This is a genomic window from Enterococcus sp. 3H8_DIV0648, assembly GCF_002140655.1.
GTDB lineage: Bacteria > Bacillota > Bacilli > Lactobacillales > Enterococcaceae > Enterococcus_A > Enterococcus_A hulanensis.
Window position 1 is genome coordinate 1,905,618 of sequence record NZ_NGLG01000001.1, and the last position, 26,763, is coordinate 1,932,380.

Sequence of the window (26,763 nt, forward strand, 5' to 3'; positions counted from 1 at the left end):
CAGCGCAGTCAAAAGGTTGTTTCCCCGAGGTTCGTACCAGACCAATTTAAAAATAGAGCACCAAAAAAAGGAGCTGCTAAAACCAATTAGCAGCTCCCATTAAGATATTCCTAAAGCATTTTTTTCTGATAGACACAAGATATCCCGTAAAACAACGCATAAACGACGAGCATCAATCCGCAAAACAGGTAAACAAATCCATAATCTGCATTTTGCGCAATATGGGAGATCACCGAAAGAGCCAACACACTGTGAATCAACGCTAAGATTGCCGGGATGAAAAAGACTACACGATTTTCTCTTTTGATTTCTTGATAGATCGTTTTATTTGGAATCCCCAGCTGCCGCAGCAGTGCATACTTCTTTTTCTTCTGCTTAAACTCTGAGAGCTGGCGCAAACTTACCATGCTGGCCGTCGAAATAATGAAGGTCGCCGTGACAAATGTAGCCACGAATAAAACCAAACCCATACTGCTGCGAGTTCGCCGATAAATTTCTTGGTGTGAGGTATATTCTGAACGATAAATCGTGGAACCGTCCTTTTTCGGACCTTCTCCTTCATTGATTTCACCGATGACCCGTTGATGTTTCCAAGCCAATGTGTAGTGGATCGGAAAATCCCAATCCCCCTTCAAGTTTTGGCGAATCAGCCGATTAAGCTTTTCTTCATTTTTATTCTTTACATCGATCGCCTCAACGGTATATGCCAAGCCGGGAGTCTCATTGAACAACTCATCCGAAACCACAATCATTCCAGTGCCGTAACGCAGGTTCGTATCACCAAAAAAGTTCGGATAAATCTTTTGAACATCCAACTTCCGATCCTTCAAGTAAATGATCTTGCTGTAATGAGTATATTCCTTCAAGTAACGTTGATAAGAACTTAAGACCACGGTCGAATTTGCTGTCTTTAAATGGATGTCCTGCAAGGTTGGATTGAGCTTTTGAAACGCCTGATAGTCAGACAGAGAAATCATGTCCATGATCTCTGGTTGCGAATCAATCCCCTCACCAGAAATTTCAACACTTTGCTTCGCCGGAAGAGCTTTAAAGTTTAAGGATTGCCGTTGATAGGGTGCCACACTTTGCAGCTTCGGCGCAATTTTTTGATAGCTTTCTCGAGTAATCATCAAAGAAGCTGGGGCGATCTCTTTGACAGAGCGCATTTCCAATGAAGCAATCGCCGCCATTCCGCCTAAAATTGCCAACGCCAAGCCCAACGCAACCGTGATAGAACCTAAGAAACGCCACTCCGTAAACAAACGCAGCTGCCATTCACTGCGAGACAGCATACCGAGGTTTTTATTCAAGCGCTTTGGGCGATAGGAATTATACCAGCGTAAGGTAAAGGCAAAAAACAAGTAGCTGCCCAGCACACATAAAAGAAAAATCGTTCCCATCAGTAAGCCGTTTCCTTGAATCAAACCAAAATAATTACTTGCTTTGCGGGATAACACGATATAAGCCAAGGCCATCCCCCAGCCCCCAAGCAAAAACAAGGCACCGATCAGCCCAACAATTTTTTTCCAAGTCGGCACCTGCATCGCCCGTATCTTACGCAGCTGAAGTTTTTTCAGATGAGAGAACTTATATCCCGATACCAGCCAAAGAATCTGCAATGAGACGACTCCTAGGATAAACAGCACCACTAAACCCGTGTCAACGATCGCATCACTTGAAAAAAAGAAATGCACTTGCAGCGGCAGATCCATCGCCTTCACCAGGATCATACTGAAGAGCTTGGACAATAAGACCCCTAGTCCAATCCCGATCACAAAGGAAAAAAGTCCGATAAAGAATATCTCTAAAATGAACCAGAGACAGATTTGATAGTAATTCAAACCGTATAGATGAAAAATACTAATATCCTTGCGACGATTTTCAATGAAGAAACGATTGGTATTCGCCATAAAAAAGAGCAGAATCAAGACAACCGCGAAGCTGCCAAAGCCCAGCATTCCCACAAGCTGAGTATTTTTCCCGGCACCGCGGATCAATGGCTGCTCGTAGGTCATCGCAGTAAAGGAATAATAAACCATAACCGCAAAAATCAGACTGAAGAAAAAGATCAAATAATTCGATAATTGTTTTTTGAAGCCCCGCCAAATGATTCTAATCAGCATTGGCTTTGCCTCCCCCGCCGATCGTCGCCTGCATATCGATCACCTTTTCAAAAAAATCCTTGCGGGAAGAACGCCGAACGATCTCTGAAAAGAAACGGCCATCTTTAATAAACAAAACCCGATTGCAATAGCTAGCCGTGTAAGGATCATGAGTCACCATTAAAATTGTCGTATCCTCATGAAGATTAACATCATCCAAATAATTTAAAAATTCCGTCGCAGCTTTGGAATCCAAAGATCCGGTCGGCTCGTCAGCGAATAAGACCAGCGGCTTGCTGATCAGCGCACGGGCCGCCGCTGTCCGCTGTTGCTGTCCCACCGAGATTTCTTCCGGATAGCGCGATAAAATATGTTCAATCTTTAAGATTCTCGTCAAACGAAGCACCCGTTCTTCGATCTCTTCATTCGACAATTTACTGACAGTCAGCGGCAAGATAATATTGTCCTTGACTGTCAAACTGTCGATCAAATTAAAATCTTGAAAAATAAAGCCCAGCTTTTCCCGTCGAAAATCCGTCAAACGACTCTCCCGCATCTGGGTAATGTCTGCTCCTGCGATTTTAACCGAGCCCATCGTCGGCAATAAAATCGTTGAAAGAATATTCATTAAAGTAGTTTTTCCCGCTCCGCTCGGTCCCATAATGCCGACAAATTCCCCTTTTTCGACGGTGAAGTTAAGGTCATTCAAGACATTTACTTTATTATTTCGCGTGCCGTAACTTTTACTAAGATGCTGCACATTGATAATTGTTCCCATTTGTTTCCTCCTGCATCGGCTTAAATTACTTATTTTTAACCAAAAATAATCAGATTTTCCTCTTGCATCACCGGTTAACTGATTGTCATCAGCAAAAAGCCTGATAAAAACTTAGAATGAAATCTATTTGTAACATCTAAATTTTTTCTTTTATGGTATCATATTTGAGGTGGTTTCCTATGTGAAACGACCTTCAATAACCTTACAAATTTTTCACTTTTTAGAAAAAATATTTTTCAGTTATTTTATTTTATCTGGAAGCTTGTCCTTATCAGCTTTCTTTTATCTTTCAGTAAACAAACACACTATATATGGCTGTCTCTTATACACATCTAGATGTGTATAAGAGACAGGTCCTTATCAGCTTTCTTTTATCTTTCAGTAAACAAACACACTATATATGGTGTGTTTTTCTTTTTTACCGGAAAAATAATACTATATATCGTTGCAACCACATCAAAAATACTATATGATTGATAATGAACTTTAAAGGAAATGGAGCTGCTTGCAATGATGGAAATCCACACAAAAGACTCGTTGATCAACGAATATCAACCGTCGCTAAAAAATATTAAGGTCGTAAAACGTGATGGTCGTCACACAGCATTTGATGACCAAAAAATTTATGATGCCTTGATCAAAGCCGAAACAAAAATCAAAGGATCAGTTGACCCATTGACTCATGAACGTATCCAGTCAATTGTTGAACGCGTAGATGCAGAAATTTCAGAACGTTTTACTAGCGATATCAAAATCTATGAAATCCAAAACATCGTGGAGCATATATTATTAGAACATAACGAGTATGAATTAGCGGAAGAATATATCAATTACCGGACGCGCCGCGACTTCCAACGCAGCAAAGCAACTGATATCAACTTTACGATCGGCAAACTGATCAATAAGGATCAAACGGTCGTGAACGAAAATGCTAATAAAGATAGTGATGTTTTTAACACACAGCGTGATTTGACTGCTGGGATCGTCGGCAAATCGATCGGTTTAAAAATGTTGCCGCCTCACGTAGCGAACGCTCACCAAAAAGGCGACATCCATTATCATGATTTGGACTACCATCCATATACTCCAATGACTAACTGCTGTTTGATTGACTTCAAAGGCATGTTAAATAACGGCTTTAAAATCGGTAATGCGGAGGTCGAAAGTCCTAAATCGATCCAAACGGCGACTGCCCAAATTTCTCAAATCATCGCCAACGTGGCTTCAAGCCAATACGGCGGCTGTTCGGCGGACCGTACTGACGAGCTGTTAGCTCCTTTTGCGCGCCTAAATTACGATAAACACTTAAAAGATGCGGAAGAATGGATCGATGATCCTGCAAAACAAAAAGCTTTTGCCAAACAAAAAACCCGTAAAGACATTTACGATGCGATGCAAAGCTTAGAATATGAGATCAATACCCTATTTACTTCAAACGGACAAACACCATTCACATCACTAGGCTTCGGTCTGGGGACAGATTGGTTCGAACGCGAGATCCAAAAAGCGATCTTACAAATCCGGATCGAAGGTTTAGGCAGTGAAAAACGTACAGCGATCTTCCCTAAATTGATCTTTACTTTACGTCGCGGCACGAACTTAGAACCAAACGATCCAAACTACGATATCAAAGAATTGGCGTTAGAATGTGCAACAAAACGGATGTATCCAGATATCTTGAACTACGATAAATTGATTGAACTCACTGGCAGCTTCAAAGTGCCAATGGGCTGCCGCTCATTCCTGCAAGGCTGGAAAAATGAACAAGGTGAAGAAATCAACGCTGGCCGGATGAACCTTGGGGTTGTTACTTTGAACTTGCCGCGTATCGCTTTAGAATCTGGCGGCAACAAAGAAAAATTCTGGACATTATTAGAAGAACGTCTGCAAATCGCCAAAGATGCGCTAGTCTTTAGAATTGATCGTTGTAAAGAAGCAACACCTGCAAATGCACCGATTCTTTATCAATACGGCGCTTTCGGCAAACGCTTGAAACGGACTGACGCAGTCAATGAATTATTCAAAAACAAACGCGCAACTATCTCTTTAGGCTATATCGGTCTTTACGAAGTCGCTAGCGTCTTTTACGGCGGCGAATGGGAAGACAACGCAGAAGCGAAAGACTTCACGTTAGACATCATGAAGGACTTGAAAGAACACGCGGATGCTTGGGGAAACGAATACGGCTATCACTTCAGTGTTTACTCAACACCAAGTGAAAGCTTGACCGACCGTTTCTGCCGTTTAGATACTGAACGTTTCGGTGTCGTTGAGAACATTACGGACAAAGACTACTATACAAATAGTTTCCATTACGACGTTCGTAAAAATCCAACCCCATTTGAAAAATTAGACTTTGAAAAAGATTATCCTAAATATTGTTCCGGTGGCTTTATCCACTACTGTGAATACCCTGTCTTGCAGCAAAATCCAAAATCATTGGAAGCTGTTTGGGACTACGGCTATGATCGGATCGCTTATCTAGGAACGAATACTCCAATCGATCACTGCTACGAATGTGGTTTCGAAGGCGACTTCAAACCAACCAAGCGCGGTTTTGAATGCCCGCAATGCGGCAATCACGATCCAAAATCTTGCGACGTAGTGAAACGAACTTGCGGCTATCTTGGAAATCCTCAAGCACGCCCAATGGTTCACGGTCGTCATGAAGAAATCGCTTCACGTGTAAAACACATGAAATAGAAAGCTTACTCATCTAAGCGAAGAATAAAAAAGACAGGGACGGCGCTCTTTGCCGCTCCCTGTTTTACTTGAAAGGTGAAAAATATGCGTAATCCTAAACCAAAAGAATGGCTGGCGAGGGAATTAAGCCAACATTATATCGCTGATTACAAAGCCTTCAACTTTGTCGATGGTGAAGGCGTCCGCAACAGTCTTTACGTCAGCGGCTGTCCCTTTGCCTGCGAAGGCTGCTTCAACGCTGCTTCGCAAAATTTCCGTTACGGCAAACCCTTCACCCAAGAAATCGAAGATCAGCTGATTAACGACACAGCTCATGACTATGTGCAGGGTGTGACCTTCTTAGGCGGCGAACCTTTCTTAAATACGCAAGTCTGCTTGAAGGTGATCGATCGGATTCGAGCTGTATTTGGCAACACGAAGGATATTTGGTCTTGGAGCGGTTATACCTTTGAGGAGCTGCTGTTAGACAGCGAAGACAAATTAGAAATGTTAAGCAAGATCGATATTCTAGTGGATGGCCGCTTTGAGCTTTCCAAGAAAAACCTGATGCTGCAATTTCGCGGCAGCTCAAATCAGCGGATCATCGATGTTCAAAAATCACTGGCTAAAGGTGAAGTTGTCATCTGGGAAAAGCTTCATGACTCAGAAAAAGCCTTTGAACAAATCAAAAAGAGCGACCTAATTTGATCGCTCCTCCCATAATGGCAACACAATATTTTCAAACGCAACGGGATCTAGATTAGTCACGGTAATACCGACTAATCGGATTCCTTTTTCTATACCGCCGATTTCTTCCCAAATCAAGCTCGCTTGAGAAAACAAATCTTCCTTCTTTTCTATGTAATACGGAAATGTCACACGCCGCGTGATTGTCGTATAGTCGGCGTAGCGAATCTTAACCACCACTGTTTTGCCATGACGCTGGACCCGCTTCAATGAGTTTTCAACCTTTTCCGCTAACTGCCGCAATTGACTCAACACCTCATCATCAGTTGCTAACGGACGACCATAAGTATGCTCCTTGCCAACCGATTTGCGTTCGCGAGTAATGTTTACCGGCGAGTCATGAATCCCCCGCACCTTCCGATATAACGAATAGCCCATCTTACCAAACTGCTGAATCAAAAACATTTCGCTTTTTTCATAAAGATCCGCGCCTGTAAAAATACCCAAGTCATTCATCTTCGGCACCGTCTTTTTGCCCACGCCATGAAACTTTTCGATCGGCAGCCGCTTCAAAAAGACCACCGCCGCTTCAGGTGAAATCACGGTCATCCCTCTAGGCTTTTGGTAGTCAGAAGCCAGCTTGGCCAAAAATTTGTTATAGCTGACACCAGCAGAGCACGTCAGCTGCAGCTCCTGCCAGATATCCTGTTGGATCATCCGAGCAATCTTGATAGCAGAGCGAGCCTCGATTTTATTTTCCGTAACATCAAGATACGCTTCATCGATTGAGACCGGCTCAATGATATCGGTGTACCGATGAAAAATCTCCCGTACCTGTTTTGAGACCGCGCTGTATTTTTCATGATCCCCAGGTTTAAAAATAGCCTGCGGGCACAGCTCATAGGCCTTCTGGGCGCTCATCGCCGAGTGGATGCCGTAGACCCGCGCCTTGTAATTAGCCGTCGTCACGACCCCTTTTCCGCCCGTATCAGAAGGATGGCGAGCAATCACCAGCGGATGCTTCGCTAATTCAGGATCGTCCCGCTCTTCCACGGAGGCAAAAAAGGCATCCATATCGATATGAATAATTTTTCGCGACGTATCATTTTTCAATGGAAACACTAACTCAGCCATCCAACTCGCCTCCTCTCCTATGAGTCATTCTCTATTTATTATAACCGAACATCTGTTCATAGACAATTAATCATGCTGAATGTAAAAGGAATTTAAGAAGGCAGATTTAATTTGTTGTAAAACGACAGCTGCTTATTTTCAAAAAAAATTTTTTCATCACGCAAAATAGAACTAGCAGCTGATAGCTAGTTCCTGTTTAAGTATTCATTCTCACTGCGCATACGATTCCATTTATCGTACTGATGCTTTGACTAATCATCAGGCCAGCTAGCTCATAGGAAAGGAAACTTTTTTCAAAAAACGAAAAAAGCCTGATCTTCGTACGCATACCATTTTACTAACCTGCTAAAGCAGGAAGTAAAACTGGCAAAAAAATAGACAGCACACGCTGTCTATCGTTCAATCAGATTTACTTTGCGGATCATCAATTTATCAGCTGAGCCTCGTTGGAATTCTTGGGGTTCGCCGAAAATCTCAGCATAGATCACTTTGTTGTGCTCGCGACGACGCAATTGATAAATGATTTTTCCGCTATCTTCTAATTCTTTCATCATTTCCGTCACACCGCCAAAGCCGGTTTTCTTGGTAATGAATCCGGTCGCCACCATTCGTTCATCCAAATAGCGGGCGGAAATAACTGACCCTTTTGCTAAGGTAGTTCTCAATGCGGTTGCCAGCTCTTCTAATTCTTCTGGAACTGGTAATTCCCGTTCCACTGGTTGATATAAGGTATCGCGTAAAGTATTCAATTCCTCCACCAAGGCTTCATACTGTTCTTTCGTCAGCATCACACCAGCAATTTTTTCACGGTTAAAGATATAAACACCGGTCTCTGCTTTACGAGCTTGAGCAAAAACATCCATTGGTGATTTTTTTACTTCAGTAATCGAAGATGTCGGAACATCTAATTTTCGTAATCCCACTCTGCTCTCCTCCTATTTAATAGCCTCTCAAACGAAAGAGCCAAATTCTATTTTCTTCTGTATGTCATTTTTCTAAGTACGCGAAAGTACCGTAAACGCGCGAACGTGAACGGCAGCCTCTACGTAGTCTTCATCATTATAGCATAACCTTTCTTGAAGAAAAATCTTGATCTTATTTTCCTTATTTAGATGCTATAAATTTTTCATACCGTTCCTGAATCAAGAAAGTAGAGTCCAAATTAGGTGTCATCGTCAACGTTACCTGATAACTCGTAAAAATAATATTTTTCAAAGCCAGCGCCAATTCATCTATTCGGCAATTACTTAATATTGGAATCTCCCGCTTTAATTCCTTACTAAGTCGATAATAAATCTCCGCGACGACTCCTTGCTCCCATTTTAGATTAAAAACTATTAACGGAAGCCCTTGATGAATCCCAAAAAGCAGATCGAAAAGCTTAACCGTCACAGTGAATCTCAACACTTCGCTCTCCCAAGCAAGCATCTCTTTAATAATTTTACTCGCTTGCTTTACTTCCAGATATAAATCCGTTCGATGCTCTCGGTGACACTGATAAAAATCAGCAAAGAGCTGAAAATGATAGCGCAGATGATCGAAGAAGAAAAATTTGGCAAACTTCGGTTGGATACCGAATTCGTCAATAAAGTTTTTGATCATCGTCTCATCTGGAAACAGTGCCTTATCAATTAGAGTCCCCGGATAATTTCGATAATAATCATCCATCTGCTGATAAATCTCTCGTTCTTCAAAAAAATAGAAATCCCTCAAATAGCGCAGCTGCAATAAGAAAATTAAGCCAATCTCTCCCAATAAGCTGCCGGTTTGACGATTTGCCACAAGATTCAGGCTAGTCAAATGATAATTCAGTCTTTTAAACTTTGCATAATTGATTTTCTCAGAAGCCTGTCCCCACAGGTATTTTCGAAAAAGTTGAAAGCGCGGATCAGACATCAAAACTTTTCGATACAGTTCTGGATACCTTGCTTGGTATTGCCAGGCGATCTGGTAATATTTTCCTTTTGAAATGTATCCTGCCTGCTCCAGTTCATCAATATAGCGCAAAACCGTTCTTCGACTAGTTTTTATGTGCTTGGTCAATTCAGTCGCTGTATATTTATCTTCCTTTAATAAGCTAATTATTTGTAACTGTCGTTGATTTTTCTTCCTTGTTATAAATTGCCAAATCATGCCCTATGCCCTCTTTTCTGTTCTTTATAATTCCTCTTATTTAAAAATAACACAAATTATCGGCATTTTTATCTAATATTTTCCTGAATAATAAAGAAAAAACGCCTGAATTACTCAGACGTTTAGTGTCATGGCATTGATTGCCACAATAATGGTGCTTAGGGACATTAAAATCGCGCCAACCGCAGGACTCAAAAGAATGCCCAGCGGAGCTAGAACTCCGGCAGCTAGTGGGATCGCTAAAATATTATAGCCAGCTCCCCACCAAAGATTTTGGATCATTTTGCTATGGGTCTTTTTCGCCAAACGGACGAATTTTAAAATGTCCGGCAAATTACTGTTGGTCAAGACCACATCAGCCGAATCAATCGCAATGTCGGTTCCTGCTCCGATCGCCATTCCGATAGAAGCTCTGGCTAAAGCAGGAGCATCGTTGATTCCGTCGCCTACCATCATGACTTTTTTACCTTTATCGGTATACTCTTTGATGATTTTTTCCTTATCATCCGGCAGCAGCTCGCTATAAAACTCTTTGATCCCTAAATAGTCAGCAACAGCTTTGGCGGCAGCTTGATTATCCCCAGTCAGCATGACCGGTTCGATCCCAACATCCCTTAGCTCCTTGATGAAGTCTTGCGCTTGAGCCTTTAAGGTGTCACCCATTGCGAAGAAAGCGATCAGCTGATCATCGATCAACAAGAAAGAAATCGTATTTCCCTGAGCTTGATAATCCTTCAATTTCTCTTGATCAAAGTTTAATTGACGTTTTTCAACTTCCTTCTGATTAGCAAGGATGACTTGATGGCCTTCTACCGTTCCGCTTACTCCGATGCCCTTCAAGGTCGAAACATCTTGCGCTTGATAAGACTCGATGCTTTCAGATTTCAAATAATTCATGACACCAACAGCTAATGGATGGTTGGTCTGACTTTCCAAAGCACCGATATATTTCAGCACTTCGGTCTTATCCATCTCAGCCAATGCTTCCACGCCAGTCACGGTGAACTTGCCTTCTGTTAAGGTTCCGGTTTTATCTAAAAAGACATAATCCAATTGATTTCCTTGTTCCAAGGCTTGACGGCTTTTTAACAGCAAACCGTTTTTAGCCGCTAAAGAAGTGGAACGAGCGATAACTAACGGAATCGCCAGCCCTAAGGCATGAGGACAAGCAATCACGAAAACTGTTACCATCCGGTCCAGCGCCTGCGGCAGATCTGCTACGATCAGCCAAGCGATAAACGTCAAGATCCCAGCAGCTAAAGCAATATAGAACAACCATTTAGCCACCTTATCAGAAATCGATTCTAATTTCGATTTTTCTTGTTGGGCTTGCTGCACCATCGTCATAACTTTTGCTAAGTAGCCGTCTTCACCTGTACCGGTTACTTTTACTCGGATCGTACCGTCGCCATTGACTGAACCGCCGATGACCGTATCACCGACATTTTTCTGAACACCTTTTGATTCACCAGTAACAGCTGATTCATCAACAATGGTAGAACCTTTAATGATCTCGCCATCCGTCGGCATCTTATCTCCCGCACGGACAAGCAAAAGATCGCCGGAATGAATATCTTGCAGCTTCACTTTACTTGTCGAACCGTCCGCGTCAATCTTATTCACTTCATCCGGCAGCAATTCCGCCAATTTCTTCAACGCATTGCTGGCATTGGAAACAGCACTCATTTCTACCCAGTGCCCTAAAAGCATGATCACGATCAACGTCGCCAGTTCCCAGAAGAAATCCATCACATGCTCATGAGGGTTGACCTTGTTGGCAATAAACGAGTACAAACTATAAATATACGCTACTGAAATCCCCATGGCGATCAACGTCATCATAGCAGGACTCTTCATTTTCAATTCCATTTTAGCGCCGCTTAAGAAGGGCTCTCCACCATAAATGAAAAGAATGGTCGCTAAAACTAAGACGACCCATTCAGAGCCGGGAAAGGTAAATTGGAACGGCAGCTGCATCCCCATCATGGGTGAGAAAATGATGATTGGGAGCGACAAAACAAGTGAGAGCCAAAACTTCTGTTTGAAATTTCCCATATGCATCGAATGATCCATTCCCCCATGATCCATCTCGTGATGATCATGCCCGTTCATTCCATGGTTCATATCGTGATGGTCGTGTCCGCTCATTTCATGCTGTTCATGTTTAGAGTGGTCCATGTCCATCGATTCATCCATTTGATCTCCTTGTTTCATACTAAATCCCCCTACAATTTTTTCTGATTCAAACTGAGCGAGTTCAACAACACGCTGACCGAACTAAAGGCCATCGCGCCGCCGGCAATGATTGGATTCAAGAAGCCCAGTGCCGCAAATGGAATCCCCACCACGTTATAACAAAACGCCCAGAATAAATTTTGTTTGATCTTTCTTAATGTCAATTTTGATAAACGGATACTTTTTTCAACCGACAAAAGATCACTGTTCATCAAGGTAATATCTGCAGTCTCCATCGCAATGTCCGTTCCGCTGCCCATAGCGATACCGATATCCGCTAAAGCTAGAGCAGGCGCATCATTGATTCCATCGCCAACCATACCGACAGATTCACCGTTGCCTTGCAATTCCTTTACAACCTGCGCTTTATCCTCAGGCAAGACTTCTGCAACGATATCTGCTGCGTCCAACCCAACTTGGGCACCGATATAACGCGCTGTCTGCGGATTATCACCGGTCAGCATTTTCACCTTGATACCTGATTGGTGCAGCGCTTCGATCGCAGCTTTAGAAGACTGTTTGACTTGATCCGTTACCGAGATCATCGCCAATACCTTGGCTTGATCGGTTAAAAACATCACCGTTTTTCCTTCTTCTTCTAACGCTATCACACGTTCTTCAGCAAATGAAATATTCCGCTCATTCAAGCCGCGCTTGGAGCCAACAAAGTATTGCTTTCCATTAATTACACCGGTCACACCTTGACCAGTCAAACTCTCAAAATTTTCAACCGGTAAGATGTCGGCTTGATCTTTGCCATAGTGATAAATCGCTTTTGCCAAAGGATGCTCCGATTGATATTCCAAACTCGTTAAGTAAGCCAAAGCCTGCGGATCAAAAGATTCAAAATCTGCGACTACTGGTTTTCCTTCGGTGATGGTGCCGGTCTTATCTAAAACAATCGTCGTCAAATGAGCGATCTTTTCTAAAGCACCGCCGCCTTTGATCAAGATACCGGACTTCGCCCCTAAACCAGTTCCTACCATAATAGCTGTTGGTGTCGCCAAACCTAAGGCACACGGACAAGCGATGACTAAAACAGAGACACTATGCACGATCGCCTGCTGCCAATCTCCAGTCAACAATCCCGTTGCGATCAAGGTGATCAAAGCGATGACTAAAACTGTCGGTACAAAGACCTTTGAGATTTTATCAGCGATTTGCTGAATCGGCGCTTTTTCGCCCTGCGCATCTTCCACCATCCGAATGATCCGGGAAAGGACCGTCATACTGCCAACTTGCGTCGCACTGAATTGAATACTTCCAGTTGTGTTAACCGTTCCGCCAAAAACCTGATCCTCGACATTTTTATCGACTGGCAAGCTTTCGCCTGTCAGCATACTTTCGTCGATCGTCGTTTGTCCGGCAACAATCTTTCCATCTACCGGAATCTGTTCTCCTGGTCGAACCCGTAAAAGATCCCCAACCTGAACATCTTCGATTGGTACTTGTCTTTCTGCACCATCAATGATGATCGTAGCGGTTTTAGCTTGCAAACTCATCAGCTGCTTGATGGCATCACTCGTTTTTGTTTTCGCCTTTTGCTCTAAATACTTTCCTAGCAAAATCAAGGTGATGATCATCCCGCTGCTTTCAAAATACAAATCTGAACTGTAAGGATTAAAAAAGCCATTGTATACACTCAAGGCGAAAGCGGCCGTCGTTCCCATCGCCACCAAAACATCCATATTAGGTGCTTTAGTTTTCAAGGCATGATAAGCTCCGCGGTAAAAACGCTGGCCTACTCCAAATTGAACCGGTGTTACTAAAACCAGCTGAACAAGCGGCAAATGCAGAAAATGTACCCAGCTCGCATGACTGCCCAACAGCATGGCGATCATCGCTATCATTAATGGTGCTGTCAACACGGCACTCAATACCAAATCGCGTTTCATTTTTTTTAAATAGGCAGCCTTTTCTTGCTCGATTTTCTGCTTATGGGCATCATCGAAAAGAATTGCGCCATACCCGATCCCTTCGACCCGTTGAATCAGCTTTTCTGTCGTCAGGCTATCGTCAAACTGGACGGTTGCCTTTTCTGTAGCTAAATTGACATTTGCCTCAAGCACACCTTCTGTCGCCTTCAATTCCTTTTCCACTCGTGCAGAACAGTTGGCACAGGTCATGCCGGTAATCGCAAATGTTTCTACCGTTGCATCTGCCAATTAGATCACCTCAGTTTCATACCCTGCCTCAGTCACTGCTGCGGCAATTTGATCTGCTGAAACTTGTGCTTCGTCGAATTTCACGACTCCTTGGTTTTTCTTTAGATTGATTTTTACTTTGTCGATCCCAGCCAATTCGTTGATCGCTTTTTCTACATTAGCCACACAGTGATTACAAGTCATTCCGTTGATTGCAAATTGTTTTTTCATTTTATTCGTCTCCATTCGATTTTTTATAGTTATTTGTGATGATTGCATTCGCATTGTCCGGGAATACAGTTGCATTCGATTTTTTCAACTGTCTGCTTTCGGACTAACTGTTCTTTGATCATTTCAACATCTGCGTCAGTCAATTCGGCTTCTGCTACCAAGTCGGCGATCGTTTCTCCGATTCGTTTCGCACAGATATGAGAAAATAAATTCTCTGTCGCACTTTTGACTGTCTCACCTTCGCTGATGGCAGGATAATAAATATATTTTTTTCCTGACTGCTCTGTTCGGACTGCTTCTTTTTTTACCAAACGTCCCAACAATGTTTTGATCGTCGCCGGCTTCCACTCCATCGTTTGTCCAAGAATATCAATGATTTCCTGTGCGGTAGTAGACTCCTGCGTCCAAATCACTCGCATGACCTCCCACTCTGAATCACTGATCTTGATCGGTGTTATCGTCATAGTCATAAATTTCACCTCTTTCGTTTACATTTGTAATCTACATTTATTAGTTTACATTTGTAATCGCAATTCGTCAACCGATAAGGTGAAACTTTTTATTTAATTTTTGACAAGCATAAAAAAAGGCTTCGCGAACTCGTTCAGCTTTTGAGCACCAAGTAGGTACTGTTCCACATCAGCTCCAAAAACCGATCGCTGTGTCTCACAGCAATAAGACCAAAATATTTCTAAATTGCTTCTCAAATTTCGGAATATTTTTGCTTATTGCCGATATGCTAGTTCTGCTTAATGATAATTTAGCAGCAACTGGCTGGGTCACACCGTTGTGTAGAAAAGCTAGTTCGTGAAGCCAGACATGGATATACCTGCTACAAAGCGATTTATTCATGTAAAAATTTCATACTTCCCTTAATGTCAAAAAAAGCTTTGTGACAAGATTCGCCACAAAGCCTTTTCATCGATTATTTTATTCTTAAACAACGCATCGCATTCAAAACTGCGATCACTGTTACACCGACATCCGCAAAGACAGCTGCGTACATCGTAGCAAATCCTAATGCTCCTAAGATCAACACTAGAACTTTCACTCCGATCGCAAATACGATGTTTTGTTTGACGATCCCCATCGTCTTGCGAGCGATTCGAATCGCTACTGGGATTTTAGCTGGTTGATCGTCCATGATTACGACGTCGGCAGCTTCAATCGCGGCATCTGACCCAAGACCGCCCATTGCGATCCCGACATCCGCCCGCGCTAGTACCGGCGCGTCATTCATTCCATCGCCAACAAAGGCAGTTTTTTGTTCACTTTTTAGTTCTGCCTCTAAATGATTGACCTTGTCTGCTGGAAGCAGCTCGCTATACACTTGATCAATGCCGATCTTCTTACCGATCGCATCGGCAATTCCACGATTATCTCCTGTCAACATGACGGTCCGCTTCACACCCAGATTTTTCACTTCAGTCAAAGCTTCCGTAACATTGTCCTTCAACTCATCAGCGATCACTAAATGACCAATGTATTTTCCATCCATCGCTACATAAACGATCGTTCCGATGTCATTGACTGCTTGGAATGGAATGTCGTATTTGGCTAACAACTTTTCATTTCCTACTAAGAAATGATGTCCTTCGATCTCAACCGAAATCCCAAAACCAGCAATTTCTTCTAGCTGACTAACTGGTGACAACGGTTGGTCCACATAGTTAACGATCGATTGCGCAATCGGATGACTCGAACTTTGTTCCGCACTGGCAACATACCGCAGAAAATCTTTTTGATCAATCGTCGTCTCCACCGTTTGAACTTCAAAGACACCTTTTGTCAACGTGCCTGTTTTATCGAAAACTAACGTCTCAACGTTGGCTAAGGTTTCGATGTAATTGCTGCCTTTGATCAACACACCGGCTTTACTTGCACCACCGATCCCGCCAAAGAAGCTCAATGGTACAGAAATAACCAAGGCACAAGGACATGAGATAACTAAGAAGGTCAGCGCCCGATACACCCAATCATAAAATGGCTCGCCGGTAACAAGGGGCGGAACGACAGCCAATAAGACAGCTAGACCGACAACGATCGGTGTATAGTAGCGCGCAAAGCTCGTAATAAAGTTCTCAGCCGGCGCTTTTTTACTGCTGGCATTTTCCACTAAGTCCAAAATCTTGCTGACAGTCGATTCACCGAATGTCGTAGTGACTTCTACCGTTAATTGCCCGCTTTGATTAATGAAGCCGCTAAGAATTTGTTCATCTGGATGGACGCTGCGGGGAACAGATTCTCCGGTCAAGGCTGAAGTATCCAGCATTGAGTTCCCTTCCTTAACGATCCCATCTAATGGAACCTTCTCGCCTGGCTTGATCAAAATGCGATCGCCAACTTTGATTGTTTCCGGTGCAACTTTTTTGACCTCGCCATTTTGGATCAAATTCGCTGAATCCGGCCGAATCGCTAACAAGGAGCTGATCGATTTTCTTGATTTCGCAACAGCGTAATCTTGGAAAAACTCTCCTACTTGATAAAACAGCATGACTGCTACAGCTTCTGGATATTCACCGATAGCAATTGCCCCGACTGTCGCGATCGCCATCAAGAAGTTTTCATCGAAAATCTCACCATGAAAAATGTTCGTGATAGCCGTTTTTAATACATCGTAACCGATCCATAGGTATAAAATCAGATAGGCAGCCAGTTTCCACGGCATAGCTGGTGTAAAGAGAGCCAGCAATGCTAAAGCGATGATTGCAGCTACAATCTGAATGATTTTTCCTTTCGAACTTTCTTCTGCCTTTTCCGTCTGAACACTGTTGACCTCGACATCTGGTTCTAATTTATTCACAATTTCCTTCGCTTCATCACTGATCCGTTCGATGTCCTTTTCTGGTGCAACGATCGTCAGCTTCGTGCTCATAAAGTCGACTTGCGCCTGCTCCACACCTTTGATTTGTTGAACGGAACGTTCGATTTTGGCTGCGCAGTTCGCGCAATCTAATCCATCTAACCGATATACTTTTTCCATGAGATACCCTTCTCTCTATAACATATGAATGATTCTTCATGTATATTATATATGAATACATCTTCATGTGTCAAGGATTAAAAGAAAGCTTTTTCAAAAAAATATTTCGTCGATAAACGTTGATATATCGGTGTTTTTCGATTATTCATAAAAAAAATTTCAAAAAAGTGTTGACAGATAGACCGCTGGTCGGTATTATAAAGGTACAGGAAGTGACCGACAGTCGGTTTAGTAAAGGAGTGGAAAAAATGCGAATTGTAAAAGAGCATGATGAACGAAGAAACGAAATCATCACTACCGCCGAAGAGTTCTTCTTAACAAAGGGGTTCAACAAGACCACAGTCAACGACATTTTGAAGCGCATCGGCATCGCCAAAGGAACCTTCTATCATTACTTTGTTTCTAAAGAAGAAGTGTTAGACGCCGTTATCGGTCAGATTATCGATCAAGAAATAATGAGAGCAAAAGAAATTCAAGAGTTAGATGGCACAGCACTAGAAAAGCTGATCACCTTCCTATCACCAAATACTTCCGAAAGCACCCACAAGGAAGAGATCGTTGATAAGTTCCAATTGCCAGAAAATGCTTTAATGAAGCAACGAGCACTTGAAGGTACGATCAATCAGGTCTGCCCCGTTTTAGCAGAGATCATTGCAGAAGGAAAGCAGCAGCAGGAATTTAGAACCGCTTATCCTCTTGAAAGTATCCAGTTTTTGGTAGCAGGACTTCAAACAATGTTCGATAGTATTGAAAACCTATCACCTGAGACCATTCAAAAACGTGTTATCGCTGCTGCGGATTTATTTTTTAAGGCATTAGCTATTAATCCTGAAATTCATCCCTACGAAGAAACAGTCGCAAAATTGCAAAAAATCTTTCTATCATAACTCAACGCACCTGTTGAGTTTAACTATTAAAACAAAAATGACCGACAGTCGGTCAAGAAAAGAGGAAATCATTATGAACAACACACAAACAATCAAAGCAGTCGCAGGACAAACAAACGAATCCATTCAAACAGTCGAAAGTATCTTAAGCAGTTACGAAAACTATTGCAACAAAAACATTACTTGTTACTCAAGAAAGCACCTAACAGCAATCGTTGAATTTATTGCTAACGAAACACAGTTACCAGAAGCAATCTGTTCAAAAGTCATGATCCAATTCTTCGACCTCGTTAAAAACGAAATCAAAGGCAAATTCTTTAAATAAACCAACCAATAAAAAAGGAGAAAATTAAAATGAAAAAACTAATTATTATCGCATTGGCATTGATCACACTGGGAGGTGCTTCCCAAATCGTCGAAAAAAATATCGACAAGGAAGAAGTGAAAACAGTTGTGACCACGAACCTTAAAGAACAAGATGAAAAAAACGACACGATTGATTATGGACATGACGACAACGAGGAATATAAATTAGCAGAGAAAATCGGCTTTTAAGCCCACTTACGAAAAGGAGAAAATTAAAATGAAAAAACTAACAATAATTGCATTGGCACTGATTACTCTAGGAGCGACTTCGCAGATTGTAGAAAAAAACATTGATAAAGAAGAAGTGAAAACAGTTGTGACTACGAAGCTTAAAGAACAAGATGATAAACTTGATCCCATTTATTTCCAGCATGACGATGACAAAAATGCCTCATTTATCGGAAAAATCGGCTTCTAGTTCCATGCAAAAGTACAGCAAAAAAACCGCCGAGAATCGTCTCGGCGGTTTTAGCTTGTTTTCTATTAAGGATAAATACGATTTAACAAACGTGGGAATGGAATGGCCTCACGGACATGATCGATCCCAGCAATAAAGGTGATCGTCCGTTCCAATCCTAGTCCAAAGCCTGAATGCGGCACAGTACCATATTTACGCAAATCTAAATACCATGAATATTCTTCTTCATTCAAACCAGCTTCACGAATTTGTTCTAACAAATAATCATAATCCGTTGCCCGTTCTGAACCGCCGATGATTTCACCATAACCTTCAGGTGCAATCAAGTCAGCACAGATTACGACATCCTCACGTGTTGGATGTGGTTTCATGTAGAATGGTTTGATCGCTTTTGGATAATTCAAAATAAAGACTGGACGATCAAATGAATTAGCGATAAAGGTTTCATGCGGTGAACCAAAATCTTCGCCCCATTCGATATCGTCAAAGCCATTTTTCTTCAATAGTTCAATCGCATCATCGTAAGAGATTCGTGGATAAGGAAGTTTTGTATAGTTTTTCAAAATTTCTTTATCACGACCTAAAACATCTAACGCGTAGTCGCAGTTATCTAGCACATTTTGGACCAAGTAGGCCACGTATTGTTCTTGAACTTCTAAACTGTCTTCTTGATGCATGAAGGCCATTTCCGGTTCGATCATCCAAAACTCGATCAAGTGACGACGAGTCTTTGATTTTTCTGCCCGGAATGTTGGACCGAATGAGAAGACTTTGCCTAATGCCATCGCAGCTGCTTCCATGTATAATTGACCGCTTTGAGATAGATAGGCTTTGTGATCAAAGTAGTTCGTTTCAAATAAGTCGCTGGTACCTTCAGGCGCTGAGCCGGTTAAAATCGGCGGATCAACTTTTACAAACCCATTATTATTGAAGAATTCGTAAGTCGCACGGATCACTTCGTTACGGATCAGCATAATCGCGTGTTGTTGTGATGAACGCAACCATAAATGACGATGATCCATCAAGAAATCTACACCATGTTCTTTTGGTGTAATTGGGTAATCATGGCTTTCGCCGATTACTTCGATTTCTTTCACACCTAACTCATAACCAAATTTCGAACGCGTATCTTCACGAATCTCTCCAGTGACGATGATTGACGTTTCTTGGGTCAATTCTTTGGCTAAATGAAAGACCTCTTCTGATACTTCGCTTTTTACAACAACAGCTTGGAAATAAGCAGTCCCATCACGCAATTGCAAAAAAGAGATTTTTCCGCTTGAACGTTTATTAGCGACCCAAGCACCGATTTTTACTGTTTCGCCAACATGATTCTTGGCATCAATGATTTGAATTTGTTCCACAAATGTCTCTCCTATCATATTTATCCCGAAATGATGATTTTACTTCTTACTGTTTTCAATAAAACGGCGAATCCGCACGACAGCTTCTTCTAAGTCCTTCAGGCTGGCTGAATAACTCATCCGTACACTATCCGCTGATCCGAAACCTTCACCTGTTACCAACGCAACCTGTTCTTGTTCCAACAAATCGTTGACCCAAGTCGTTACATTATCATATCCGCCCATCTCCATTGCTTCTTTGATATTTGGAAACAGATAAAACGCACCTTGCGGTTTTTTAAGCTTAAAGCCTGGTAAATCAGCAACCTTAGGATAGATAGTGTTCAAGCGTTCTTCAAAGGCTTGTCGCATTTTTTCCGCAGTCTCTTGTTCACCAGCCAAAGCTTCGACGGCCGCTACTTGACTGACGGACGTTGGATTGCTTGTCGCTTGAGAAGCGATCGAAGTCATTCCGCCAATGATCTCAGCATTCCCGATCGCATAACCAATTCGCCAACCGGTCATGGAATAGGTTTTTGATACCCCGTTGATAATCACTGTATGATGGAAAATCTCGTCAGATAAAGAAGCAATGTGCGGCGCTTCGTTCCCATTATAAACAAGATGATCATAAATATCATCTGAGACAATCAACAATTCATGACGAACTGCCCATTCACCAATTTCCCGCAGCTCCTCCTCGGTATAAATCATCCCCGTAGGATTCGATGGCGAATTAATGATGATCGCTTTCGTCTTTTCTGTCCGAACATCCTCCAGCTGATCAACCGTGATTTTATAATCATTGCCTTGATCTCCCGTAACAAAAACTGGATTTCCTTGAGCTAGCTTAACTTGTTCTCCATAGCTGACCCAGTAAGGAACAGGAATAATTACTTCATCGCCTGCATCTAAAATTGTTTGGAACAATGTATACAAGGCAAATTTTGCCCCGCTGGTCACGATGATGTTTTTCGGCTCGATCGTTAAATCATAATTCTTCTTTGTAAAATCAACAATCGCAGATTTCAATTCCGGTGTTCCACCAGAAGCGGTATAAAAACTAACTTTGCCGCTCTTGATTCCATCAATCGCAGCCTGCTCGATATTTTCCGGCGTAGTAAAATCTGGTTCTCCAACAGTCAAACTAATGACATCTAATCCTTGGGCTTTCAACTCTTTGGCTTTGGCGGTCGCTGCTAAAGTGACGGACGGTTCTAAGTTTGTTACACGCTGTGATAATTTCATAACTGATAACTCCCCTACCAAGTTTTTTTAGATTTTTTTGATGACTTTGATCGTCTTGCCGTCATTAAATGCCAGCAAGTAATAATAAATCGCGCCTTGATCGTCTTTTGCAGTGATCTCCCAAGCAGTTTGATCACGGTAGATTCCTAGATTTGCCTTTTCAAAAATCAAATCCGGGTTATCACTCTCAAAACGTTTTTCCACTTGTTGCTCCGTCAGTCCATCCTTTTGATTGAGAACACGAACCTTTTCCCCCGATTTCGGTACGATCACAATGATCGATTCGCCAGTGTTGTTTTCACCGGTGACGGTAAAATAAGTTTTTTCACGATTGAACCAATAAAACTGATCCACCGTTTCTAAGTCGGCATATTTTTCTGCCATTTGAACAGCTTCTCTTTTGGCTTGCTGCATCGGACGATTTGAACGAATAAAAATCATGGTCGCCGCCACGATGATGATCAATAAAAAAGTCACGATTCCTAACAGCCAACGATTGAGCTTCTGTTGTCCTGCACTATTCGTATCCAAAATCATACTCCTCTCAGACAAGCTACATTATACCAAAAGAAGGGCTCTCCCTCATTAATTCTCTTCACTTTTGTCAGAATTTAAAAATTGATCTGTTTCTGCCAAAATGTCTTCCAGCGGTAATTGTTTGATCGGCAATTCTTTTGGCAGTGCCTTACGTAGTTTTTCTCCATATTTAGCGGTGATAAAGCGTTGATCTAATAACAGCATCACTCCTTTATCCTGATCCGATCGAATCAGACGTCCTAACGCTTGCCGCAATCGCAGCGCCGTGTTAGGAACGGACTCTTGGAAAAATGGATTGATCCCTTCTGATGCCAAAAAGTCATTACGGGCTTTCACTTGGAGCCGCTGCGGATTTTCAAATGGCAAACGTGTGACGATCAAGATTTGCAGGATCTCGCCTGGCAAATCAATCCCTTCCCAAAAACTATCAGCACCAAAAAGCAATGCATCTTTTGAAAGCAAGAAGCGTTTCAATAATTTTTCGCGACTGCCGCCGATTCCCTGCGCCAAAACTTCTCTTCCTTCATTCAACAAAGGAACGCGCACACGCTGATAAACACGATTCAAAATATCGTGAGAGGTAAACAATACCAATATCGGTCGTTTCTGATTCTCCGCTATTTTATGAACCACACCAGCTACATAGTTCGCGTATTGATCTGGTGACGTCGACTGAATACTGATACTGTTCGTCGGCAGATACAAACGAGCTTGCTTGGCGTAATCATAGGGACTGCTGATAATCTTCAAAGCGGTCTCTGGAATTCCCCAACGTTTAGCAAAGTAATGACGATCACTACCGATTTTTAAGGTCCCACCTAAGTAAAAAATCTGCTGATATCGTTCATACCATTTTGTGTGACTGATCAGTGAAGCCTCCAAATCCTGAACCTGGAAGGTTTTACGCTTTGCATTGAACCAATGGATATAACGAGCATCCCATTTTTCGCTGAAGGTTTCAAAAGCGGTTTGCTGCTGCGTTAAGCTATCCAGCAAAGCTTGGAGATCATTCCATTCCGCCTGCTCCTTGATTCCAAAGGTCTCTTTATAGGTATTGAAATATGCCTGCATCTGTTCGCCTAGTGTTAGAGCATCCTGATACAAACGACCGATCCGTTGCAATACTTGCTCGCCGGCCAAGGATAATTGATCAATCATATCTTTAGTAATCAGACGCTCATCTTCTGTAGGATACTCGTCCTTGAAAATCTGATAAAGATCGGTCAAATCCTCATTTAGCTCCTGCAACACGTCTTGAAAGATTTCAAGTGCATGCTGTGTCTGACGATCTTTTTCGACTAATGCCTGCCAAACAGCAAACTTTTGTGTATCAAACAAACGATGAAAAGCACGCTGGATCGCCAAAAGATTAAGCTGCTGACTGCTGATTTTTTCTAATACACGATTTAAATGATGCGCCTCATCAATAATCAAATAAGGACTTTTAGGAAGCTGGGGCTCCTTACGCTGATCCTCTTGCGCCAAAAACGCGTGATTCGTAACGATCAAATTGCTTTGCGCTAATTTTTCCTGACGATGACGAATGAAGTCGGCTTGATAAAACGGGCTGCTAGGATTTAAACTATGAGGACCCATATGAGCTACTTCTTGCCAGAATGGATGCTTCAAGCTTGTCATATTCAGTTCATCAAAATCCCCAGTCTCAGTCTGAGTCAGCCAAACAAGCAAAGCCATTTGATAAAAGGTATATTGCTTTTGTTCCGATTTCTTTTGAAAGCTTTGATAAAAACGTTCCAAGTCGATATAATGTCGGCTGCTTTTCATTACAACTGCCTGTAACGGCTGATCTAATAAGCGATTGATCAGCGGCAGATCGTGATTCAAAATCTGTTCTTGTAGTAATAAAGACACAGTGCTGACAACTATTGGATTTTCCGGCGTTGCCAAAAAGCTCATTGGCAGCAAGTAACCCAGCGTTTTGCCAATTCCAGTCGCCGCTTCGACCAAAACATTTTTATCTTCCTTCTTATTAAAGAAATCATAAACCAAATTCATCAAACGAGCCTGTTCTTTTCGGAAATCCAATTCGCCCTGATACACTTTTTCCTTCGCCTTGCGTGAACGAGGATAAGCCTTCCTCCCAAAATAATTCTCAGAAAAAAGCGGAACACTTTTTTTTCGCAAAGCCAAACCATGAATAATAGCTAAATCATTTGATAAAGGTTTAGGGTTTGCTTGCATATCCATCAAACAATCTTCCAAATAGTCCTTCGTTTGAAACGCCATCTGATCAGCAGTAGCAATAATTTTTTCTACAGTAATGATCGGCAGAGCCTTTATTTCCGACTCTAAATATAATAATAATTGTGCCGTTACATCCGCGTCGCTATCAGCCTGATGAGGGTTTTCATGCACCAAATCCAGTTCTTCTGCCAAATCCTTTAATCGAAAGCTTAATGAAGTTGGCATAAACACTTGTGCCAGCTCTACTGTGTCGATTCCAGGAATTGTTAACGGCGGCATACCGCAGCGTTCCAACTCATTGCTTAAAAAAGGATAATCAAAATGAATATTGTGGGCTACAAAAACAGTATCTGCTAATAAATTACTGATCGTTTCAGCCACATCTTCAAAGTAAGGGGCTTTTCGAACTCGCTGGTTCGTGATCCCCGTCAGCTTCTGAATCTGCGGAGGAATATTTTGATCTGGATTGATATCCGTTGAAAAATGAGTAACGATCTTACCTTCTTCAATCAGTACACAGCCAAATTGAATGATCCGATCTGTTTTGGGGTCAGTTCCCGTCGTTTCGATATCAACGACCGCATAATTTTTCTTCACACTCACCCCTCCTTCCTCGAATTCGTGTGTTACTTTTATAAAACCTCACTAATATGAGCCTAACTGTTCTCGCCTCTAACTAATAACTTGTTAGAACCCGAAAAAAATGATTGATCACAGTAAAGCCTTCCTCACGCATTATATCTGAATACTACCACTTTCTACAAGAAAGTTCTTTAGTTAAAACGATTCCAATCAAATTTAAACCTGCTGTTATCTTCTAAAATGCAAAATAGAAGATAAACGAAAAAAAGCCAGATGCTTTCGCATCTGGCATAAAAGTCTACTATTAATTAAGCTTTGTTAACGTTTGTAGCTTGAGGTCCACGTTGGCCTTCTTCAACGTCGAAAGTCACTGCTTGACCTTCTTCTAAAGTTTTGAAGCCGTCGCCTTGGATAGCTGAGAAATGTACAAATACGTCATTTCCGTTTTCAGCAGTGATAAATCCGTAGCCTTTTTCTGAGTTGAACCATTTTACTGTACCTTGTTCCATGTTAAACATCCTCCTAGGATAAAAATTAATTTTGTAATTACTTGAATGGTGAAATAGGAAAGATGTTGTCTGAAACAAACTTGCCAATATTACCGTACAAAAACTACAATTAGAAGTATAACACACATAAAGCGATAACACTAGGTTATCGCTCAAAAAGTTTTTACTTAATATATTTGAAATATTTAAAGACTAATACCGTAAAATCGCCAATAAGCTTTTCTCATCCGGTGCATCCTTTTGGTCTAGAACAAAGACCTGTCCACCATTTTTGATAACATTGTCGGCAATTTCATTAAGCACTTGTCGACGATCATATTCGACATCCGGATCTTCTCCGAATCCATCTACAAGATTTGAAGTTGCGATAAACAAATGAGAGACCTTACCTTCTTTTGCAGCTGGTACAATATCGACTAATTGATCAACGAATTTCCGATTAATCAATTTTTGATACGTTTGCGTCTCTACTTCCGCAAGTTGATCAGAGAGCTTTTGCGCCTCTTGTTTAATTTCATTGATATTCGCTTGAGCCGGTGATCCGCTGATTGCTGCCTTATCTGAGTAATACGGATTCTTCGCAATTTTTTTAAATTGTGTCTGATTTTCTGGCAAAGCAAAAAGATACAACGGCAACTGATCTGGATTATCTAATTCCTTTAAGAAATTATCGACAGCCTGGTAATAATTGACCCAATCGATTTCAACTTCTTCGTCCTTCGTATTTACACCATGATAACTTCCAACTTCTCCGCCGCGAGCCGAAACGTTTAAATTACCGCCAGTCAACTCGTCGCCTAGTGCCGTCACGATATCCCTCGGTGCATCTTCTGGAAGTTCGATCATTTTAACTTCTTTGTTGCGAACAAAATAAAGTTTCATGGAATCCCTATTTAAAGCCATCAAATAATAAGCATAGTTGAATTGAGCATTTTTTATGATTGCCAATAAATATGGCAAGTCACTCACATAGTATTGGTCATCGACAGAAATACTTAATCGATGAATATAGGTTTCATCTGATGTTAAGATCACCGCGACACCTTTTGTTCCGTTTCGCCAGAAATCCCCATCTGCGAGTAATTGATCGATTTTTACTTGGAATGGTTCAAAGCTGTGATCAGTGTATTTCTTTTCGAAGCGTTTTTTTGCTTCTTTAGCAAAGTTCTTAAACATGATTTGATCTTTTTCAACATCTTGATGTGCATGGTGAGTGTTTAGCATAAATGTGATAAACGGACCGGTTGCTTCTTCTGAAGTCAATTCAGTTAGTAACTTTTTACTGATATTTGCCATAAATGTACCCTCCTATTTAATCTTCCAATCCAAGTGTAACATAGCTGCTAAATTCCTAAAAATGAAACGCAACCCTTACATTATGAAATTAATCGAAAAATTTTACTGGAATTTGCATAAGTTTTTTCTAATACATTTCTTAGCGATTAACAAACGACTATTCATGATTTCATTGATTGTTTGCTTTATCATAAAAAGATGTGTATAAGAGACAGGTGTAACATAGCTGCTAAATTCCTAAAAATGAAACGCAACCCTTACAT

The 26,763-nt window shown here is 41.7% G+C and carries 22 protein-coding genes; 6 read left to right on the forward strand and 16 right to left on the reverse strand.

From position 1 onward, the window contains the following. Positions 1 to 110: 110 nt before the first annotated feature. Positions 111 to 2,123, reverse strand: coding sequence for an FtsX-like permease family protein (locus A5875_RS08865; protein ID WP_088933255.1), 2,013 nt, complete (start codon positions 2,121 to 2,123; stop codon positions 111 to 113). Then, a complete protein-coding gene (locus tag A5875_RS08870) occupies positions 2,113 to 2,880 on the reverse strand; it encodes an ABC transporter ATP-binding protein (protein WP_088933256.1) in 768 nt (255 codons plus the stop codon). Before A5875_RS08870 ends, A5875_RS08865 begins: the two co-directional genes overlap by 11 nt. Before the next feature lie 510 nt (positions 2,881 to 3,390). On the opposite strand from A5875_RS08870, the gene nrdD reads away from it, so the two are divergent. Both nrdD and nrdG read left to right on the forward strand, forming a co-directional pair. After that, positions 3,391 to 5,583: an anaerobic ribonucleoside-triphosphate reductase gene (gene nrdD / locus A5875_RS08875; RefSeq protein ID WP_088933257.1), complete on the forward strand. Its 2,193-nt coding sequence runs from the start codon at positions 3,391 to 3,393 to the stop codon at positions 5,581 to 5,583. An 84-nt stretch (positions 5,584 to 5,667) separates the two neighbouring features. Beyond that, entirely contained in the window at positions 5,668 to 6,270 is a 603-nt protein-coding gene (gene nrdG / locus A5875_RS08880) for an anaerobic ribonucleoside-triphosphate reductase activating protein (protein WP_088933258.1), read from the forward strand. On the opposite strand, the gene dinB is transcribed toward nrdG, so the two are convergent. The 8 genes from dinB to A5875_RS08920 all read right to left on the reverse strand — a co-directional run bounded on the left by dinB (position 6,262) and on the right by A5875_RS08920 (position 17,109). Continuing rightward, positions 6,262 to 7,383 carry a DNA polymerase IV gene (gene dinB / locus A5875_RS08885; protein WP_088933259.1) on the reverse strand — a complete coding sequence of 374 codons (1,122 nt, stop codon included), beginning with the start codon at positions 7,381 to 7,383 and terminating at the stop codon, positions 6,262 to 6,264. The two genes, nrdG and dinB, sit on opposite strands and share 9 nt — an antisense overlap. Positions 7,384 to 7,775: 392 nt before the next feature. Continuing rightward, positions 7,776 to 8,306: a prevent-host-death protein gene (locus tag A5875_RS08890; RefSeq protein ID WP_067623449.1), complete on the reverse strand. Its 531-nt coding sequence runs from the start codon at positions 8,304 to 8,306 to the stop codon at positions 7,776 to 7,778. A 181-nt stretch (positions 8,307 to 8,487) separates the two neighbouring features. Continuing rightward, the gene (locus tag A5875_RS08895; protein WP_088933260.1) at positions 8,488 to 9,516 is read right to left on the reverse strand and encodes a winged helix-turn-helix domain-containing protein; all 1,029 of its coding nucleotides are present in this window, start codon (positions 9,514 to 9,516) and stop codon (positions 8,488 to 8,490) included. A 114-nt stretch (positions 9,517 to 9,630) separates the two neighbouring features. Continuing rightward, positions 9,631 to 11,730 (reverse strand): heavy metal translocating P-type ATPase, encoded by a 2,100-nt coding sequence (locus A5875_RS08900; RefSeq protein WP_088933261.1) that lies wholly within the window; start codon positions 11,728 to 11,730, stop codon positions 9,631 to 9,633. 11 nt (positions 11,731 to 11,741) lie between these two features. Continuing rightward, entirely contained in the window at positions 11,742 to 13,877 is a 2,136-nt protein-coding gene (locus A5875_RS08905) for a heavy metal translocating P-type ATPase (RefSeq protein ID WP_422851552.1), read from the reverse strand. A gap of 39 nt (positions 13,878 to 13,916) precedes the next feature. Then, the gene (gene copZ, locus A5875_RS08910) at positions 13,917 to 14,126 is read right to left on the reverse strand and encodes a copper chaperone CopZ (RefSeq protein ID WP_088933263.1); all 210 of its coding nucleotides are present in this window, start codon (positions 14,124 to 14,126) and stop codon (positions 13,917 to 13,919) included. Positions 14,127 to 14,155: 29 nt separating this feature from the next. After that, positions 14,156 to 14,596 (reverse strand): CopY/TcrY family copper transport repressor, encoded by a 441-nt coding sequence (locus A5875_RS08915; protein ID WP_088933264.1) that lies wholly within the window; start codon positions 14,594 to 14,596, stop codon positions 14,156 to 14,158. Positions 14,597 to 15,051: 455 nt separating this feature from the next. Further along, positions 15,052 to 17,109 (reverse strand): heavy metal translocating P-type ATPase, encoded by a 2,058-nt coding sequence (locus A5875_RS08920; RefSeq protein ID WP_088933265.1) that lies wholly within the window; start codon positions 17,107 to 17,109, stop codon positions 15,052 to 15,054. Positions 17,110 to 17,357: 248 nt separating this feature from the next. Between A5875_RS08920 and A5875_RS08925 the strand changes: the two genes are divergently transcribed. From A5875_RS08925 to A5875_RS08940, 4 genes are all read left to right on the forward strand, one after another. Further along, the gene (locus A5875_RS08925; RefSeq protein WP_088933266.1) at positions 17,358 to 17,996 is read left to right on the forward strand and encodes a TetR/AcrR family transcriptional regulator; all 639 of its coding nucleotides are present in this window, start codon (positions 17,358 to 17,360) and stop codon (positions 17,994 to 17,996) included. Positions 17,997 to 18,069: 73 nt separating this feature from the next. Further along, positions 18,070 to 18,321, forward strand: a complete 252-nt coding sequence (locus A5875_RS08930; protein ID WP_088933267.1) for a hypothetical protein — start codon at positions 18,070 to 18,072, stop codon at positions 18,319 to 18,321. 29 nt (positions 18,322 to 18,350) lie between these two features. Continuing rightward, positions 18,351 to 18,551, forward strand: a complete 201-nt coding sequence (locus A5875_RS08935) for a hypothetical protein (RefSeq protein WP_088933268.1) — start codon at positions 18,351 to 18,353, stop codon at positions 18,549 to 18,551. Positions 18,552 to 18,579: 28 nt separating this feature from the next. Then, positions 18,580 to 18,780 (forward strand): hypothetical protein, encoded by a 201-nt coding sequence (locus tag A5875_RS08940; protein WP_088933269.1) that lies wholly within the window; start codon positions 18,580 to 18,582, stop codon positions 18,778 to 18,780. Positions 18,781 to 18,845: 65 nt separating this feature from the next. Here the strand turns inward: A5875_RS08940 and asnS are convergent, their stop codons facing one another. The 6 genes from asnS to A5875_RS08970 all read right to left on the reverse strand — a co-directional run bounded on the left by asnS (position 18,846) and on the right by A5875_RS08970 (position 26,500). Next, complete coding sequence (gene asnS / locus A5875_RS08945; protein ID WP_088933270.1) at positions 18,846 to 20,144, reverse strand: asparagine--tRNA ligase; 1,299 nt, start codon at positions 20,142 to 20,144, stop codon at positions 18,846 to 18,848. 39 nt (positions 20,145 to 20,183) lie between these two features. Further along, positions 20,184 to 21,371: a pyridoxal phosphate-dependent aminotransferase gene (locus A5875_RS08950; RefSeq protein WP_088933271.1), complete on the reverse strand. Its 1,188-nt coding sequence runs from the start codon at positions 21,369 to 21,371 to the stop codon at positions 20,184 to 20,186. 27 nt (positions 21,372 to 21,398) lie between these two features. Next, positions 21,399 to 21,902: a cell wall elongation regulator TseB-like domain-containing protein gene (locus tag A5875_RS08955; RefSeq protein ID WP_088933272.1), complete on the reverse strand. Its 504-nt coding sequence runs from the start codon at positions 21,900 to 21,902 to the stop codon at positions 21,399 to 21,401. A 54-nt stretch (positions 21,903 to 21,956) separates the two neighbouring features. Further along, positions 21,957 to 24,710, reverse strand: coding sequence for a helicase C-terminal domain-containing protein (locus tag A5875_RS08960; protein ID WP_088933273.1), 2,754 nt, complete (start codon positions 24,708 to 24,710; stop codon positions 21,957 to 21,959). 293 nt (positions 24,711 to 25,003) lie between these two features. Beyond that, positions 25,004 to 25,204 carry a cold-shock protein gene (locus A5875_RS08965; protein WP_010745638.1) on the reverse strand — a complete coding sequence of 67 codons (201 nt, stop codon included), beginning with the start codon at positions 25,202 to 25,204 and terminating at the stop codon, positions 25,004 to 25,006. 192 nt (positions 25,205 to 25,396) lie between these two features. Beyond that, on the reverse strand, positions 25,397 to 26,500 hold the full coding sequence (locus tag A5875_RS08970) for a baeRF6 domain-containing protein (protein WP_088933274.1): 1,104 nt from the start codon (positions 26,498 to 26,500) through the stop codon (positions 25,397 to 25,399). Positions 26,501 to 26,763: the final 263 nt, after the last annotated feature.